The following is a 14977-nucleotide window of genomic DNA, read 5'->3' on the forward strand; positions in this document are numbered from 1 at the left end:
CCGCACCGGCCCCGCGCTCCGACGACGCCCCGCCCTCCGGCGGGGCGTCGTCGCCGTTCACGGCCCATCCGCCCGGACGTGGCGGCCCGTTCACCGCGCCTCCCTAGTGTGGCGCCGAGAGCGGGGTCACCGCCCCGCCCGGAGCCGAGGGAGCGCCGTGCGACCGATCGTCTACGCCCACCGGGGATCCAGCGCGGCCTACCCGGAGCACACCCGGGCCGCCTACGTCCAGGCGCTGCTGGACGGGGCGGACGGCGTGGAGTGCGACGTCCACCTGACCCGGGACCGCCATCTCGTCCTCCACCACGACGCCCAGCTGGGGCGCACGAGCGACGGCCGCGGTCCGGTCTCGGCGCGCACGCTCGCCGAGCTGCGCCGCCTCGACTGGGTGTCCTGGAAGGGTGTGCCGATCCCGCCGAGCCACGGGTCCCGCGACCGCCAGCTGCTGACCCTGCCCGAGCTGCTGGACCTGCTGCGCGGGGCCGGCCGGCCCGTGGGCCTGGCCGTGGAGACCAAGCACCCCAGCCCGTACGGCCACCAGCTCGAGGAGGAGGTCCTGAACGTGCTGATGCGGGAGGGGTGGGACCCCGAGACCGGCCGGCTGGGCCGGATCACGGTCTCGCTGATGAGCTTCCACCCCGACGCCGTCCGCCACCTGCTCGAGACGGTGCCCGCCCGCCACGTGTGCCAGCTGGTGGAGACCACCACCCGCCGCACGGTCCGGGAGAGCCTGCGCGTGAACCGCACGACCGCCGCCGTGCTGCACGCCGGGATGCGGCTCGTGGTGCCCCCGGCGCTGCCCGTCATCGCGACCGGGCTCGTGGACATCGTGGGACCCGGCATCGACTTCGTCCGCGCCCGGCCCGACCTGGTGCGCCGGTGGGCCGCCGACGGGCGCGTGCTGCGGGCCTGGACGATCGACACGGCGCGGGACGTGGACCTGTGCCGCGCCCTGGGCATCCAGCAGCTGACCTCCAACCGTCCGGCCGACGTGCTGCGCTGGACCGCGGCGGCCGGCGGGCGGGACGGCGGCGCCGGGATCCCCGCCGGCCCGCCGGTGCCGGCGCCCGGACCGGGGCGCCCCCGCTCCGCCGCGATGACGGTCAGGTAACGAGCGGTCACGTCACCGTCCGGCGGGCCCCGCCGCGCGTATGCTCGGCACCACCTGCCCGTTGTCGCGCAGGGCCTTCCGCGTCCTCCGGCACGCGCCGACACGAGACCGCCAGGAGACGGCCATGTCCACCCCCATCCCGCCCGGGGCGCCGAGCCGGGACACCGTCCGCGCCCCCGCCCCGGACCTCCAGGAGGAGGCCCGGCGGGTGGCCGAGCGCGTCCACCGTGAGGTCTCCGCGGCCGTGGCGCCCGAGCGCATCGACTCGGAGCTGTCCCTGCTGAACCGGTTCGCCGAGCACGAGGACGTCGACGTGGTCGTCGGTCCCGTGCTCGCGCAGATCCTCGCCGCGGCGCTGCGGGCCACCCGCCTCACCAGCGGACTGGTCGACCCCACCACCGGCGACGCCGCATGGCGGGCCCAGGACGGTCTGCCAGCCCGCCCGGCCCCGGGGATCGCCCACCTGGACCTCGACCTGCCCGCCCGCCGCCTGCGGATGCGGCGGGGCACCGTGCTGGACCTCGCCGAGGTCGCCGACGCCTGGGCCGCGGACCGCACGGCCCGGATCTTCGAGGAGACCTTCCCCGGCCACGGGCTCGTCGCCCGCACCGGCGCGGTGCTGGCCGTCGCCGGCCCTCCCGCCGAGGCCGCCGCCCTGGCCGCGACACCGGGGACCGGTCCGGGCCCCGCCCCGGACCCGGCCCTGGGCGCCGCCGCCTGGGCCGGCCTCCTGGCGGCGGGCCACCGGGGTCTCGCCGTGCTTCCCCGGCCGGGGAGCGCCCTGGTCAACCCGGTCACCGGTGCCGCGGCGGAGAGTCCGTGGGACCGTGTCGTGGTGGCCGCGCGGAACGCGGTGGAGGCCCAGGCCTACGCCCGCGCTGCCCACGTGCTCGGCGGGGACGCTCCCGGCTGGGTCGCGGCGTGCGGCGCGGAGGGCGAGTTCGCCGGCTCGCGGCCCGGAAGCACGCTCCGGCGCCGGCTCCGGACACCCGGTTGGCCCGGCCGGACGGGCCACGCGGCCGCCTGACCGGCGCCGCCGGCGGGCGCCCGTGTGCGTGCCCCTGCGTTCACGAAAAGTAACACGGCGGGGTTTTTCTCCTCCGGGGACCGTGCCCGCCGGCGAGGCCCGAGGACCCGCCTGCCGGACCCGGCGCGCGCGGCGACCCGCTCCCGCCGACGGCCGCCGGCCCGGGAACCGCTCGATTGCAGTCGAAAACGACCCCTCGGACGGGGCTGCGTCCTGTGATCTCGCCCACGTCGGGCCCGCGCCTCTGCCGGGCGCGCCCCGCCGCCGCCCGGGACCGACTCGACGATGACGCATCGATAACGCCGCGGTGACGGCGGCGTGAGGGGGGCATAACAGCCCCCTGCGTAGAACGGACCTGCCGGTAACACCGGTGTTCGCGCGTCGAAAGGAGTTGGACATGACCTCAGCACCACAACGCTCACACCGCCGCGACGGGGGGTCGTCGGCAGAGCGAGTGCTGTGGGGCGAGGCTGCGGTGAAGGGGGGCGCCGCCGGGGCGCGGTCGAGGCCGGACTCCTCGGCACGGGAGGCCCGGGGCGCCGGGACGAGGCCGAGCCGGCTCCACCACTTCTTCGAGCGCAGCTGCGACCTCACGCCGCACGCCCAGGCCCTGCACGCCGACGGCCAGGCCTACACGTACGCGGAGCTGGACGAGCTGGCCAACCGCATGGCCCACCTGATCGCGAGCTACGGCCTCGCCGTCGGGGACCGCGTGGGCATCCTCCTCCAGCGCTCCACGATGCTGTACGCGTCGCTGCTGGCCGTCCTCAAGACGGGTGCCACCTTCGTCCCGATCGACCCGAACCTGCCCGCCGACCGCGTGCAGTTCATCGCCGAGGACTCGGACCTGGCCCTGCTGCTCACCTCGGCGGAGCTCGTGCCGCTCGTCGAGGACGCGGCCGTCGACGTCGTCGACGTCGGGCGGATCGAGGAGCAGCTCGCCGCGGCGCCCGCCCACCGGCCGGAGGTCCGCCACGAGGGCGACCCCACCTGCTACATCATCTACACCTCGGGCTCGACCGGGCGCCCCAAGGGCGTGGAGGTCGCGCACTCGAGCATCTGCAACTTCATCGAGATCGTGCCCGAGGTCTACGACGTCCGTCCCGAGGACCGGGTCTACCAGGGCATGACCATCGCCTTCGACTTCTCCATCGAGGAGATCTGGCCGACCTGGGCCGTCGGCGCCGCCCTGGTGGCCGGCCCCACGGACGAGGCGCGGCTGGGCCGGGGACTCGTCGAGTTCCTGCAGCGCATGGAGATCTCCGTGCTGTACTGCGTGCCGACCGTCCTGGCCACCCTCGAGCACGACCTGCCCGGCATCCGCAGCATCCTCGTGGGCGGAGAGGCCTGCCCGGCGGATCTCGTGGAGCGCTGGTCCACGCCCGGGCGCCGGATGCTCAACACCTACGGGCCCACCGAGGGCACCGTGACCGCCACGTGGGGCGAGCTGACCCCCGGGCGGCCCGTGACCATCGGCAAGCCCCTGCCCACCTACGAGGTGCGCATCCTCGACGAGTCGATGAACGAGGTGCCCGAGGGGGAGCCCGGGGAGATCTGCATCGCCGGCCCGGGCGTGGCCCGCGGCTACGTCAACCTCCCGCACGTGACCGAGGAGCGCTTCCGGCCGCACCCGGACGGACCCCGGGCCGGGCGGATCTACCGCACCGGCGACCTGGGCCGGATCCTGCCCGACGGCGAGATCGAGTACCTCGGCCGGGCCGACAGCGAGGTGAAGATCCGCGGCCACCGCGCCGACCTGCAGGAGATCGAGAACGTGCTCCGGCGCGACGACGCGGTGGCGGACGCCGCCGTGAAGCTCGTCTCCGGGGGCGACGACGTGGCGGCGTTCCTCACGCTGCGCGGCGAGGTCCGCGACGAGCGCGCCCTGTTCGAGCTGCTCCACGACTCCGTGACCGCGGCCCTGCCGCCGTACATGGTGCCCTCCTTCTACGAGATCCTGCCCGCCATGCCGATGATGGTCAGCGGCAAGGTGGACCGGAAGAACCTCCCCGACCCCAGCTCGCCCCGCTTCGTGACGACGGTGGGCCTGGTCCCGCCGCAGACCGAGTCGGAGTGGCAGCTCACGGAGGTCTGGTCCCGGGTCTTCCGGATCCCCGTCGACCAGCTCTCCGCGGAGGCGGACTTCTTCCTGGAGCTCGGCGGGCACTCGCTGCTCGCCGCGACCGCCACCTCCGAGCTGCGCCGGGAGCTCCCCGAGCAGGACATCTCCATCGCGGACATCTACACCTACCCGACCGTCCGGGACCTGGCCCGCCACCTCGACGCCGCCCCGGCGGCCGTCCCGGCCACGGCCGACCCGGACGACCGCCCCACCGCCCTGCACCACACGAGCGGGCGGGTGGCCCTCTGCGGGACGGCCCAGGTGACGACCATGGTCCTGGCGGCCATGGTCGTGGGCTCCCCGCTCGCCGCGGTCCTCTACTCCTACGGCGGGCAGTTCAGCTACCCGCTCATGTGGGACATGCTGCTCGTGGGCGTGCTGGTCTCCGTGCTCGCCCGCTTCTTCCTGCCGTTCCTGGGCTCGCGGGTGCTGGGCCGGTTCGTCCGGCCGGGGCACCACCCGCTCTGGGGGAGGCAGTACTTCCTGCTGTGGTGCATCGACGGACTGACCCGGCTCTCCCCGCTCAGCCTCCTGACCGGCACGCCGATGGCCGCCGGCTACCTTCGCCTGCTGGGCGCCGAGGTCGGCGCCGGTGCCCACGTGGGCACCGCCGCCGTGGGCCTGCCCTCCCTCGTGAGCATCGGCTCCCGCGCCAGCATCGGCTACGGGTCCTCCGTGCAGACCGCGCAGGTGGAGGAGGGCTGGGTGACCATCGCCCCGGTGCGGGTCGGCGACGACGCGTTCGTGGGCGCCAACGCCCTGCTGCAACCCGGCTCCCGGGTCGAGGACGGCGCCCGGCTGGCGGAGCAGTCCCTGGCCGCGCGCAACCAGGTGATCCCCGCCGGGGAGCACTGGCTGGGCTCCCCGTCCCGGCCCGCCGACGGGGACGACGAGCTGCTCGAGCGGATGGAGCGCCGTCCCCTGCCGGGCGGCCGCTGGCCGGCCCCGCTCGTGGCCGCTCTGCTGCTGGGCTGGGCCGCCCTCGAGGTGCTGCCCTTCGTCCTGGTGCTCCCGTCCTTCCTGATGATCTGGATCGCGGCCATCGAGTTCGGTCTGCCGGTGGGCCTGGCGCTCACCCCGGCCGTGGGCGTGGTCTACGTCCTCACGGTGTGCACCGTGGTGGCCGTGGGCCGGGCGATCGTCCTGCGCCGGACCCCCACGGGCATCCACCCGGTCCGCAGCGGTCTCGGCGTGCGCAAGTGGATGGCCGACCAGCTGCTGAGCACCAGCCTGGAGAGCACCAACGCCCTGTACGCCACGCTGTACACCGTGCCCTGGCTGCGCGTTCTCGGCGCCCGGGTCGGTCCCCGCTCCGAGGTGTCCACGGTGGGCCACATCGACCCCGACCTGCTCACCCTCGGGGAGGGCAGCTTCGTCGCGGACATGGCCAGCGTGGGCAGCGCCGTGTACCACCACGGGCACCTGCACATGGAGCGCACCGTCGTCGGCGACCGCTCGTTCGTGGGCAACGCCGCGTTCGTCCCGTCCGGGACCCGGATGGGCGACGGCTCCCTCGTGGGCGTCGCCTCGGTGCCCCCGGCCGACGTGCCGGAGGGGACCTCGTGGCTGGGCTCGCCGGCCATGTTCCTGCCCCGCCGGCAGGACAGCGGCAACTACGACGAGAGCCTCACCTTCCGGCCGTCCCGCGGCAAGGTGGCCGCCCGGCTGATCATCGAGGCGCTGCGCATCACGGTGCCCCCGGCCCTGATCGGCCTGATCGGCTACCTCGGCCTGCTGGCCTCGGTGAGCCTCGTGCCGCAGCTGAGCCTGCTCGGCTTCGTCGCGGTGCTGCCGTTCGTCGCGCTCGCCACCGGGTTCACCGTGGTGCTCGCCGTCGTGGTCCTCAAGTGGGCCATCGTGGGCCGGTACCGGCAGCGGATCGAGCCCCTGTGGGACAACTTCGTGCGGCGCAGCGAGTTCGTCACCGGCGTCTACGAGTCCGCCGCGGTCCCCGCGCTCGTCGGCGGCCTGGTGGGCACCCCGCTGATCGGCCCGGTGCTCCGCCTGTTCGGAGCGCAGATCGGCCGGCGGACCTACATCGGCACGACCTACCTGACGGAGTTCGACCTCGTGCACATCGGCGACGACGCCGCCGTCTCGACGGACGTGTCCCTGCAGACGCACCTGTTCGAGGACCGGGTCATGAAGATGTCCTACGTCGAGATCGGCGAGGGCGCCAGCGTCGGAGCGCGCTCCATCGTGCTCTACGACACGACGGTCGGCGCCGGCGCCACGGTGGACGGGCTGTCGCTGGTGATGAAGGGCGAGCAGCTGCTGCCCCGGACGAACTGGCGCGGCATCCCGGTGCGCTCCGCCTCGGCGGCGCTCACCACGGGCCGCTGAGCCGGCCGTGGACGGCACACAGGTGTCCCCGCGACCCTGGTCGCGGGGACACCGTGCCCACCGGGGCGAGGACGCCTCAAGCGCTGCGCATGTAGCCCATCAGCTGGGTGATCTGCGGGGAGGGCGGGGCGCCGAGCTCGTCGGCCATCGTGCTGCAGAAGCTGCGGAAGGTCTGCAGGGCCGGGGCGTTGTTGCCCAGGCCGAGATCCGCCTCGATCAGGACGCGGACCGCGCTCTCCCGCAGGGGGTCCAGGGCTCGGACGTTGGCGGCCAGCAGGTGCGCCCGGTAGAAGTCCCCGTGCTCGAGGGACAGCCGCGCCAGGTGCTCCACGGCGTTGACGTAGAGCGTCCGCAGCCGGTCCTGCTCGGCCATCACCCAGCCGTCGTACCAGCCGGGCAGCAGCTGCGCGCCGGCCGGGTCGAGGAACCACGGGTCCTCCGTGGGGGGCGCGGTCGCGGCGGCCGCCTCGTGCAGCGACTCGCGCAGCTCGTGCAGGTCCACCACGACCGGGTCGGCCAGGGCGATGTTGTTGCCGCGGGTGCCCACCGCCCCGGGGACCTGGCGGGAGAGGTTGAAGACGGTGGTGCGCAGGCTGCCCATGGCGCGCTCGGCCGTGCGGTCCGGCCACAGCAGCTCGCCGAGGAAGCGCCGCGGCTTGGGGCCGAGGACGGCCAGGGCTGCCAGCAGCCGCTGCTGCCGCTGACCCAGGGCCAGCACCGAGCCGTCGAGTTCGACCTCGACGTTGCCCAGCAGCCGCAGCGTGATCGAGTGTTCCCCATCCATTGCCATGATCCCCCACTGTCATGAGCCGATTGCCCCGGTGCGCCCTGCCGGTCTTCCCCCGAAGACCGTGGGCGGGACATCCTCCCCCCGGCCCCGCGGCGCCGGATCGGGGGCCGCAGGAAGAGAGGGGTCAGCACCGATGATCCCGGCAGACGTGCTGTGAGTCAAAAGCGAACGGCCGGATGTCGTCGAAAGCAAACGATCGACACGGGTTGACGTTCGTAAACCGACCCGGGGTTTGTGCCGCACCCCGGACAGTGTTACAAGGCTGATCCCCGGGCCGGCCTCGCCGGACCGGGCACCTACTCAGGAGATCACCGATGACCGACCATCGACCCGTCACCGGGGTCCGCACGGACCCCCTCGGCAACATCGTCGCCCTGTGCAACCCCGCGGAGGTGTGGTCCCCCCGCTCCACGACCCGGGTCATCCGGGACATCGAGTGCGGCGTGCACGACTACTACGTCCCCGGCACGACCGGCCGGCTCCGCGTCCGCGTGGTCTCGGCGGGGTGCGAGAAGCGCCTGTGGGCCGCACCGGAGGACACCGTCTGCAACAACCTGCACGACCTGCCCTCCGTCTGAGCCCCCTGTGCCCTCACCCCCTTCCGCGGGGACGGCGCCCACGGCGGGCCGACCGGGCCGTGCGCCCGGGCGGCCCGCCGCCGGCCGGGGGTCAGAGGTAGCGCACGAGCTCGGTGGCGATGCCGGTGTAGGTGGCAGGGGTCAGTGCGGAGAGCCGCCGGGCGGCCTCCGGGGAGAGGCCCAGGCCCGCCACGAACTCCTGGAGCCGGTCCGCGTCCACCCGCCGCCCGCGGGTCAGCTCCTTGAGCCGCTCGTAGGGGTTGTCCATGCCCTCGACCCCGGCGATCGCCTCGGCGCGCATGACCATCTGGACGGCCTCCGCGAGGACCTCCCAGTTCTGGTCGAGATCGGCGGCCAGCACGTCCTCCGCGACGTCCAGGCGGGCCAGGCCCTTGCGCACGTTGGAGACCGCGAGGAGGGAGTGGCCGAAGGCCACGCCGATGTTGCGCTGGGACGAGGAGTCCGTGAGGTCGCGCTGCCACCGCGACGTCACCAGGGTCGCGCCCAGGACGTCGAGCAGGGCGTTGGAGAGCTCCAGGTTCGCCTCGGCGTTCTCGAACCGGATGGGGTTGACCTTGTGCGGCATGGTCGAGGAGCCGGTGGCCCCCTCCACCGGGACCTGCTGGAAGTAGCCGATCGAGATGTAGGACCACACGTCCGTGCAGAAGTTGTGCAGGACCCGGTTGAACCGCGCGACGTCGGCGTAGAGCTCCGCCTGCCAGTCGTGCGACTCGATCTGGGTGGTCAGCGGGTTCCAGGTCAGGCCCAGGGCCTCCACGAAACCGCGCGAGACCTCGGTCCAGTCCGCGTCCGGGACGGAGGCGTAGTGCGCCGCGTAGGTGCCCGTGGCGCCGTTGATCTTGCCGAGGTACTCCGTGCGCTCGATCCGGGAGAGCTGGCGGCCCAGGCGGTGGGCGACCACCGCCATCTCCTTGCCCAGCGTGGTGGGCGTGGCGGGCTGGCCGTGGGTGCGGGAGAGCATCGGCGTGTTCGCGGCGGACTCGGCGAGGCCCGCGACGTCGGCCACGAGCGCCCGGGCGGCCGGCAGCCACACGTCGGTCGTGGCGTCCTTGACGCCCAGGGCCCAGGCGAGGTTGTTGATGTCCTCGGAGGTGCAGCCGAAGTGCACGAGCGGCACCAGGTGCCCGAGGCCCAGGGCGGGAAGACGGCGGCCGATGTAGTACTCCACGGCCTTCACGTCGTGCACCGTCACGGCCTCGATCTCCGCCAGCTCGGCGACCGCGTTGGCGTCGAAGCCCGTGACGATCCTGCGCAGCCCGGCCTTCTGCTCGTCGCCGAGGGGCGCCAGGCCCGGCAGCACCGCGTGCTCGGCCAGGTGGATGAACCACTCGACCTCCACGTGCACGCGATTGCGGTTGAGGGCGGCCTCGGAGAGGTGGTCGACGAGCGGGGCCACGGCCGGCTGGTACCGGCCGTCGAGCGGGCCCAGCGCGACGGGCGGAACGGCGGCGGCGAGCGAGGCGCGCCCGGAGGACAGGATGCGATCGGTGTGGGGCATGGGCACATTCTCCCACGGCGTCCGGGCCGCCCCGGGCGGACGAATTGTCGTCGGCCACCAACTTTCGCGGGACCCGGTTGTAGCTTTCGCGCCCAAAAAATGCCGGGTCGTCCGGAGGGGCGTCATCCACCCGGGAACCCCGGGGGAGCGGGGATAGCATGGCCCCCATGAGTACCAGCGACGCTACCCGCACCCTGGCCGGGGACGCCCCGGCACAGGACGCGGCCCCCGCCACCACCCCGGCGGTCCGGCCGCGCCCGGCTCTGTCCCGGCTTCCCCGCTACGTGGCCGGCAAACCGCCGCTCGTGGTCGAGGGACTGCCCTCCTACAAGCTGTCCTCCAACGAGAACCCGTTCGGGCCCGTCCCGGCCGTCCGCGAGGTCCTCGCCGACTGGGACGCCGTGCACCGCTACCCCGAGACCACCTCCGCGGAGCTGCGGGAGGTCCTGGGCGAGTTCCTCGGCGTGCCCGCCGAGGACGTCGTCACCGGCGCCGGCAGCCTCGGCGCCCTCAACCAGCTGCTGGGCGCCTTCGTGGGCACCGGAGAGGACGGCGCCCCGGACGAGGTGGTCCACGCGTGGCGCTCCTTCGAGGCCTACCCCATCAGCATCGGGCTCTCGGGCGGGCTGAGCGTCCCGGTCCCGAACCGCCGCGACGGCTCACACGACCTCGAGGCCATGGCCGCCGCCGTCACCGACCGCACCCGGGTCGTGCTGCTGTGCACGCCCAACAACCCGACGGGCCCCAGCCTCACCACCGCCCAGGTCGAGGAGTTCCTCGCCGCGGTGCCCCGCGACGTCCTCGTGGTCATCGACGAGGCCTACCAGGAGTTCCAGCGCCGCGACGACCTCGTGGACGGCATCGACGTCTACCGCCGGCACCCCAACGTCGTCGTGCTGCGGACGTTCTCCAAGGCGCACGGGCTCGCCGGCCTGCGGATCGGCTACTCCGTGGCGGGCCAGGGCATCACCCAGTACCTGCGCCAGAGCTCCCCCGCGTTCTCCGTGACCGACCTCGCCCAGCGCGCGGCCATCGCCTCCGTGCGCCACTACGACCAGGTCGCCGAGCGCGTCCAGCGGGTCGTCGACGAGCGGGAACGGGTGCTGGCCGGACTCGACGCGCTGGGCTGGCCGTACCCGGAGACGCAGGCGAACTTCGTGTGGCTGAACCTCGGCGAGCACAGCGGGCGCTTCGCCGAGCTGTGCGACGCCCACGCCCTGGCCGTGCGCCGCTTCGGCGACGAGGGCGTCCGCGTCACCGTCGGGGAGCCGGAGGCCAACACCCGGTTCCTCGAGCTCTGCGCGCAGTTCCCGCACGCACCCGTGCTCTGAACCCCGGGCACGAGCGCTCCGCTCCCACCCGAGCACACCGAAAGGACGTCCTGACCATGGATGCCGCCCCGTTCACCCCGGCCGCCCACGCGCCGGACCGTCACGCGCCGACCCCGGAGCCACGCACCCGGCTGGTGCGGCTCCTCGACCGAGAGGGCGTGCCGGCCGAGGACCCGGTCTTCTCGCCGTACGTCGCCGACGTCGGCGCCGAGGAGCTGCGGGACCTCTACCGGTCCATGGCGCTCGCGCGCCGGTTCGACGAGGAGGCCACCCACCTGCAGCGGCAGGGCCAGCTGGTGCTCTGGGCGCCGATGCGCGGGCAGGAGGCCGCTCAGGTGGGCTCCGTCCGTGCCCTGCGCCCGACCGACCACATCTTCCCGACCTACCGCGAGCACGCGGTGGCGATCGAGCGGGGGGTGGACCCCGCCGAGCTGCTCATGGTCTTCCGCGGGCACGCCGCCGGCGGGTGGAAGCCCTCGGAGCACGGCATGAACGTCTACTCGATCGTGCTCGGCTCCCAGGTGCCGCACGCCGTGGGCTACGCCATGGGCATGGACCTGGACCGCCGCGCGGCCGAGGAGGAGGGGCGCGAGGTCGAGCCCGCCGCCACCATCGCGTACTTCGGGGACGGCACCTCGACCCAGGGCGAGGTGCACGAGGGCATGGTCTTCGCCGCCTCCTTCGACGCCCCGGTCGTCTTCTTCGTGCAGAACAACCAGTGGGCCATCTCGGTGCCGTTCTCCACCCAGTCCCGTCTGCCGCTGGCCGAGCGGGCCGCCGGCTACGGGTTCGAGGGGATCCGGGTGGACGGCAACGACGTCCTGGGCGTCCTGGCCGTCTCCCGGTACGCCATGGATCAGGCACGCGCCGGGCGCGGCCCGGTGCTCGTGGAGGCCGAGACCTACCGGCTGGGCGCCCACACCACCGCCGACGACCCGACGAAGTACCGCCGCCGGGAGGACGAGCGCCACTGGGCCGAGCTCGATCCGCTGCTGCGCCTCGAGACGCACCTGCGCCGGCACCACGGCACGGACGACGCCTTCTTCGACGAGGTCGCCGCGGCCGCGCAGGAGTTCGCCGACCAGACCCGCGCCCACGTCCTGTCCATGGCCCCGCCCTCCTTCGAGGAGTTCTTCGACAAGGCCTACGCCGAGCGTCATCCGCTGATCGAGGAGGAGCGCGCCTGGTACGCGGCCTACCAGGCCGGGTTCGACGAGGACGGCCCCGAGGACGGCTCCGACGGCAGTCCCGGCGTCGACGGCACCGCCGGGCCCGATCGCGGCACGCAGGCCTCGAGCCTGACCGTCGCGGCCGATCCCGTCACCGGGGTCCCCGACGAGCGCTCCGCCGGCACCGAGGAGGACCTCGCATGAACGCCGCTCCCGACCTGACGATCGCCAAGGCCGTCAACGCCGGCCTGCGCCGGGCCATGGAGGAGAACCCCCGGGTGCTGCTCATGGGCGAGGACATCGGCTCCCTGGGCGGCGTCTACCGCGTCACCGAGGGGCTCAAGAAGGACTTCGGCGGACACCGCGTGATGGACACCCCGCTGGGGGAGGCCGGGATCGTGGGCACCGCCGTGGGTCTCGCCCTGCGCGGCTACCGGCCCGTGTGCGAGATCCAGTTCGACGGCTTCTCCTTCCCGGCCTTCAACCAGATCACCACGCAGCTCGCGAAGATGCGCAACCGCACGAACGGGGACGTCACGGTCCCCGTCACCATCCGGATCCCCTACGGCGGGGTCATCGGCTCGGTGGAGCACCACTCCGAGTCCCCGGAGGCCCTCTTCGCCCACACCGCGGGGCTGCGCATCATCACGCCGTCCAACGCCCAGGACGCCTACTGGATGACCCGGCAGGCGATCACCTGCGACGACCCGGTGATCGTCTTCGAGCCCAAGCGCCGGTACTGGCTCAAGGGCGCGGTCGACACGCAGCGCCCCGCCGCCGACCCGTTCACCGCCCAGGTGGTCCGGCCGGGGGAGGACGCCACGGTGGTGGCCTACGGCCCGCTCGTGCCGGTCGCCCTCGCCGCGGCGCGGGCCGCCGAGGAGGACGGCCGCAGCGTGGAGGTCATCGACCTGCGGTCCCTGTCGCCGATCGACTTCGACACCGTGGAGGACTCCGTGCGCCGGACCGGGCGCCTGGTCGTCGCCCACGAGGCCCCGACCTTCGGCGGCCTCGGAGGGGAGATCGCCGCCCGCATCACCGAACGGGCCTTCTACTCCCTCGAGGCGCCGGTGCTCCGGGTGGGCGCCTTCCACCTGCCCTACCCCGTGGCGGCCGTCGAGGACCAGTACGTGCCGGACCTGGACCGGATCCTCGAGGCGCTGGACCGCTCCTTCGCCTACTGACCCCGCCGACCCCGGCCGCCGGCCCCTCCGGGCCGGCGGCGCCGTCGCCGACCCGGAGGGGCCGCGCGAGAGAGGAAGTACTGACATGCCGCAGATCTTCAACCTGCCCGACGTCGGCGAAGGCCTGACCGAGGCGGAGATCCTCGCGTGGCGAGTGGCGCCGGGGGAGACCGTCACGGTCAACCAGGTGCTCGTCGAGATCGAGACCGCCAAGTCCGTGGTGGAGCTGCCGTCCCCGTACGCGGGCACCGTGCTCGACCTGCTGGTGCCCGAGGGCCGCACCGTGGAGGTCGGCACCCCGATCATCGCCGTGGGCTCCCCCGAGGAGGCCGCCGGCACGGGACCCGCCCCGGAGGGGACGCCGGGGATCCTCGGGGAGACCCCGGCGGCGCCCGAGGCCGACGGCGACCGCCCGCTCGTGGGCTCCGGGCCCAAGGCCGACCCCGTGCGCCGGCGCCGCCGGATCGCCCCGGAGCCGGCTCCGCGGGCCGCCGCCGGGCCGGCCCCGGAGCCGGCCCGCCCCGCGGGGTGGGCGGAGAAGCTCGGCCGCGGTCCGCTGGGCACCGGGCTCGGCGGCGGGATCGGGGGGATCGGCACGGCCGCCCAGGGCATCGCCGATCGCGCCGCCCGGCTCGCCGAGGACAGCGGCGTCTGGCGCCGGCCCGGCCGCCCGGACGGCGCCGGCACGCCGGGCACGGCCTCGGCCGGCGCAGTCCGGGCCGACGCGGTCCGAGCCGATGCGGTGCCGGCTGGCTCAGTGCCGACGGGCGCAGTGCCGACGGGCGCGGTCCCGGCCGGCGCGGTTCCGGCCGCCGTCCCGCGCCGTCCCGCGCTGGCGAAGCCGCCCGTCCGCAAGGCCGCCCGCGACCTGGGCGTCGACCTCGCCGAGGTCCCGGCGACCGGCGCCGCCGGGCAGATCACCAAGCAGGACCTCCTCGCCCACGTCGCCCGGCTCGGCGAGGCCGCGACCCGGCGCCGCCCGTCCGCCCCCGAGGAGCGGGTCGATCGGATCCCCGTCAAGGGCGTGCGCAAGGCCACCGCGCAGAACATGGTGCGCAGCGCGTTCAGCGCCCCGCACGCCTCGGTGTTCGTGGAGCTCGACGCCACGCGCACCATGGAGTTCGTCCAGCGGCTCAAGACCGCCCCGGACTACGAAGGGGTCAAGGTCACGCCCCTCCTGGTGCTGGCCAAGGCCGTCATCTGGGCCGTGGCGCGCAATCCGCAGGTCAACGCCACGTGGACGGACGAGGAGATCCTCGTCAAGCACTTCGTGAACCTGGGCATCGCCGCCGCGACGCCGCGCGGGCTCATGGTCCCGAACATCAAGGACGCCCAGGACCTGTCCCTGCGCGAGCTGGCCGTGTCGCTCGACGAGCTCTCGCGCACCGCCCGGGCCGGGCGCACCCAGCCGGCGGACATGCAGAACGGGACCCTGACCATCACCAACATCGGCGCCCTCGGCCTGGACACCGGCACGCCGATCATCAACCCGGGAGAGGTCGCCATCGTGGCCTTCGGCAGCATCAAGCAGAAGCCGTGGGTGGTGGACGGAGCCGTGGTGCCCCGCTGGGTCACCACGCTGGGCGGCTCCTTCGACCACCGGGTGGTCGACGGCGACCTCGCCGCCCGCTTCACCGCGGACGTCGCCCGGATCCTCGAGGAGCCCGCGCTGCTGCTGGACTGAGCTCCGGAGCCCCGGACCGGCCGGCACGGCAACGGCCCCGCACCGGTCGGTGCGGGGCCGTGTGCTGCGTCGTCGACGAGCGCGTCTCCACGTCTGCGGCTCTCCCCACCGGGCGGGTG

General features: G+C 74.1%; 10 protein-coding genes. 8 read left to right on the top strand and 2 right to left on the bottom strand.

Annotated elements, in window-relative coordinates:
- Window positions 1–157: 157 nt before the first annotated feature.
- The 3 genes from PU704_RS05535 (at window position 158) to PU704_RS05545 (ending at window position 6603) form a co-directional block, all read left to right on the top strand.
- Window positions 158–1111 (top strand): glycerophosphodiester phosphodiesterase, encoded by a 954-nt coding sequence (locus PU704_RS05535; RefSeq protein ID WP_277550557.1) that lies wholly within the window; start codon window positions 158–160, stop codon window positions 1109–1111.
- 124 nt (window positions 1112–1235) lie between these two features.
- Complete coding sequence (locus PU704_RS05540; protein ID WP_277550558.1) at window positions 1236–2138, top strand: FAD:protein FMN transferase; 903 nt, start codon at window positions 1236–1238, stop codon at window positions 2136–2138.
- Window positions 2139–2535: 397 nt separating this feature from the next.
- Entirely contained in the window at window positions 2536–6603 is a 4068-nt protein-coding gene (locus PU704_RS05545) for a Pls/PosA family non-ribosomal peptide synthetase (protein ID WP_277550559.1), read from the top strand.
- 76 nt (window positions 6604–6679) lie between these two features.
- Here PU704_RS05545 and PU704_RS05550 read toward each other — a convergent pair whose 3' ends face one another.
- Window positions 6680–7387 carry an AfsR/SARP family transcriptional regulator gene (locus PU704_RS05550; protein ID WP_075871323.1) on the bottom strand — a complete coding sequence of 236 codons (708 nt, stop codon included), beginning with the start codon at window positions 7385–7387 and terminating at the stop codon, window positions 6680–6682.
- Window positions 7388–7707: 320 nt separating this feature from the next.
- Between PU704_RS05550 and PU704_RS05555 the strand changes: the two genes are divergently transcribed.
- Window positions 7708–7971, top strand: coding sequence for a DUF3892 domain-containing protein (locus PU704_RS05555; RefSeq protein WP_277550560.1), 264 nt, complete (start codon window positions 7708–7710; stop codon window positions 7969–7971).
- 91 nt (window positions 7972–8062) lie between these two features.
- Here PU704_RS05555 and purB read toward each other — a convergent pair whose 3' ends face one another.
- Window positions 8063–9490, bottom strand: a complete 1428-nt coding sequence (gene purB, locus PU704_RS05560; protein ID WP_277550561.1) for an adenylosuccinate lyase — start codon at window positions 9488–9490, stop codon at window positions 8063–8065.
- A 167-nt stretch (window positions 9491–9657) separates the two neighbouring features.
- On the opposite strand from purB, the gene PU704_RS05565 reads away from it, so the two are divergent.
- From PU704_RS05565 to PU704_RS05580, 4 genes are all read left to right on the top strand, one after another.
- Complete coding sequence (locus PU704_RS05565) at window positions 9658–10821, top strand: histidinol-phosphate transaminase (protein ID WP_277550562.1); 1164 nt, start codon at window positions 9658–9660, stop codon at window positions 10819–10821.
- A gap of 56 nt (window positions 10822–10877) precedes the next feature.
- Entirely contained in the window at window positions 10878–12194 is a 1317-nt protein-coding gene (locus tag PU704_RS05570) for a thiamine pyrophosphate-dependent dehydrogenase E1 component subunit alpha (RefSeq protein ID WP_277550563.1), read from the top strand.
- Window positions 12191–13174 carry an alpha-ketoacid dehydrogenase subunit beta gene (locus PU704_RS05575; protein WP_277550564.1) on the top strand — a complete coding sequence of 328 codons (984 nt, stop codon included), beginning with the start codon at window positions 12191–12193 and terminating at the stop codon, window positions 13172–13174. Before PU704_RS05570 ends, PU704_RS05575 begins: the two co-directional genes overlap by 4 nt.
- A gap of 85 nt (window positions 13175–13259) precedes the next feature.
- Complete coding sequence (locus tag PU704_RS05580; protein WP_277550565.1) at window positions 13260–14858, top strand: dihydrolipoamide acetyltransferase family protein; 1599 nt, start codon at window positions 13260–13262, stop codon at window positions 14856–14858.
- Window positions 14859–14977: the final 119 nt, after the last annotated feature.

The sequence above is a fragment of the Kocuria oceani genome (genome assembly GCF_029524215.1).
GTDB lineage: Bacteria > Actinomycetota > Actinomycetes > Actinomycetales > Micrococcaceae > Kocuria > Kocuria oceani.

Bases quoted from the DNA above. Each gene is read 5' to 3' on its own strand.
- PU704_RS05540 (WP_277550558.1), top strand. From the start codon at position 1,236: ATGTCCACCCCCATCCCGCCCGGGGCGCCGAGCCGGGACACCGTCCGC.
- PU704_RS05545 (WP_277550559.1), top strand. From the start codon at position 2,536: ATGACCTCAGCACCACAACGCTCACACCGCCGCGACGGGGGGTCGTCG.
- PU704_RS05550 (WP_075871323.1), bottom strand. From the start codon at position 7,387: ATGGATGGGGAACACTCGATCACGCTGCGGCTGCTGGGCAACGTCGAG.
- PU704_RS05555 (WP_277550560.1), top strand. From the start codon at position 7,708: ATGACCGACCATCGACCCGTCACCGGGGTCCGCACGGACCCCCTCGGC.
- purB (WP_277550561.1), bottom strand. From the start codon at position 9,490: ATGCCCCACACCGATCGCATCCTGTCCTCCGGGCGCGCCTCGCTCGCC.
- PU704_RS05565 (WP_277550562.1), top strand. From the start codon at position 9,658: ATGAGTACCAGCGACGCTACCCGCACCCTGGCCGGGGACGCCCCGGCA.
- PU704_RS05570 (WP_277550563.1), top strand. From the start codon at position 10,878: ATGGATGCCGCCCCGTTCACCCCGGCCGCCCACGCGCCGGACCGTCAC.
- PU704_RS05575 (WP_277550564.1), top strand. From the start codon at position 12,191: ATGAACGCCGCTCCCGACCTGACGATCGCCAAGGCCGTCAACGCCGGC.
- PU704_RS05580 (WP_277550565.1), top strand. From the start codon at position 13,260: ATGCCGCAGATCTTCAACCTGCCCGACGTCGGCGAAGGCCTGACCGAG.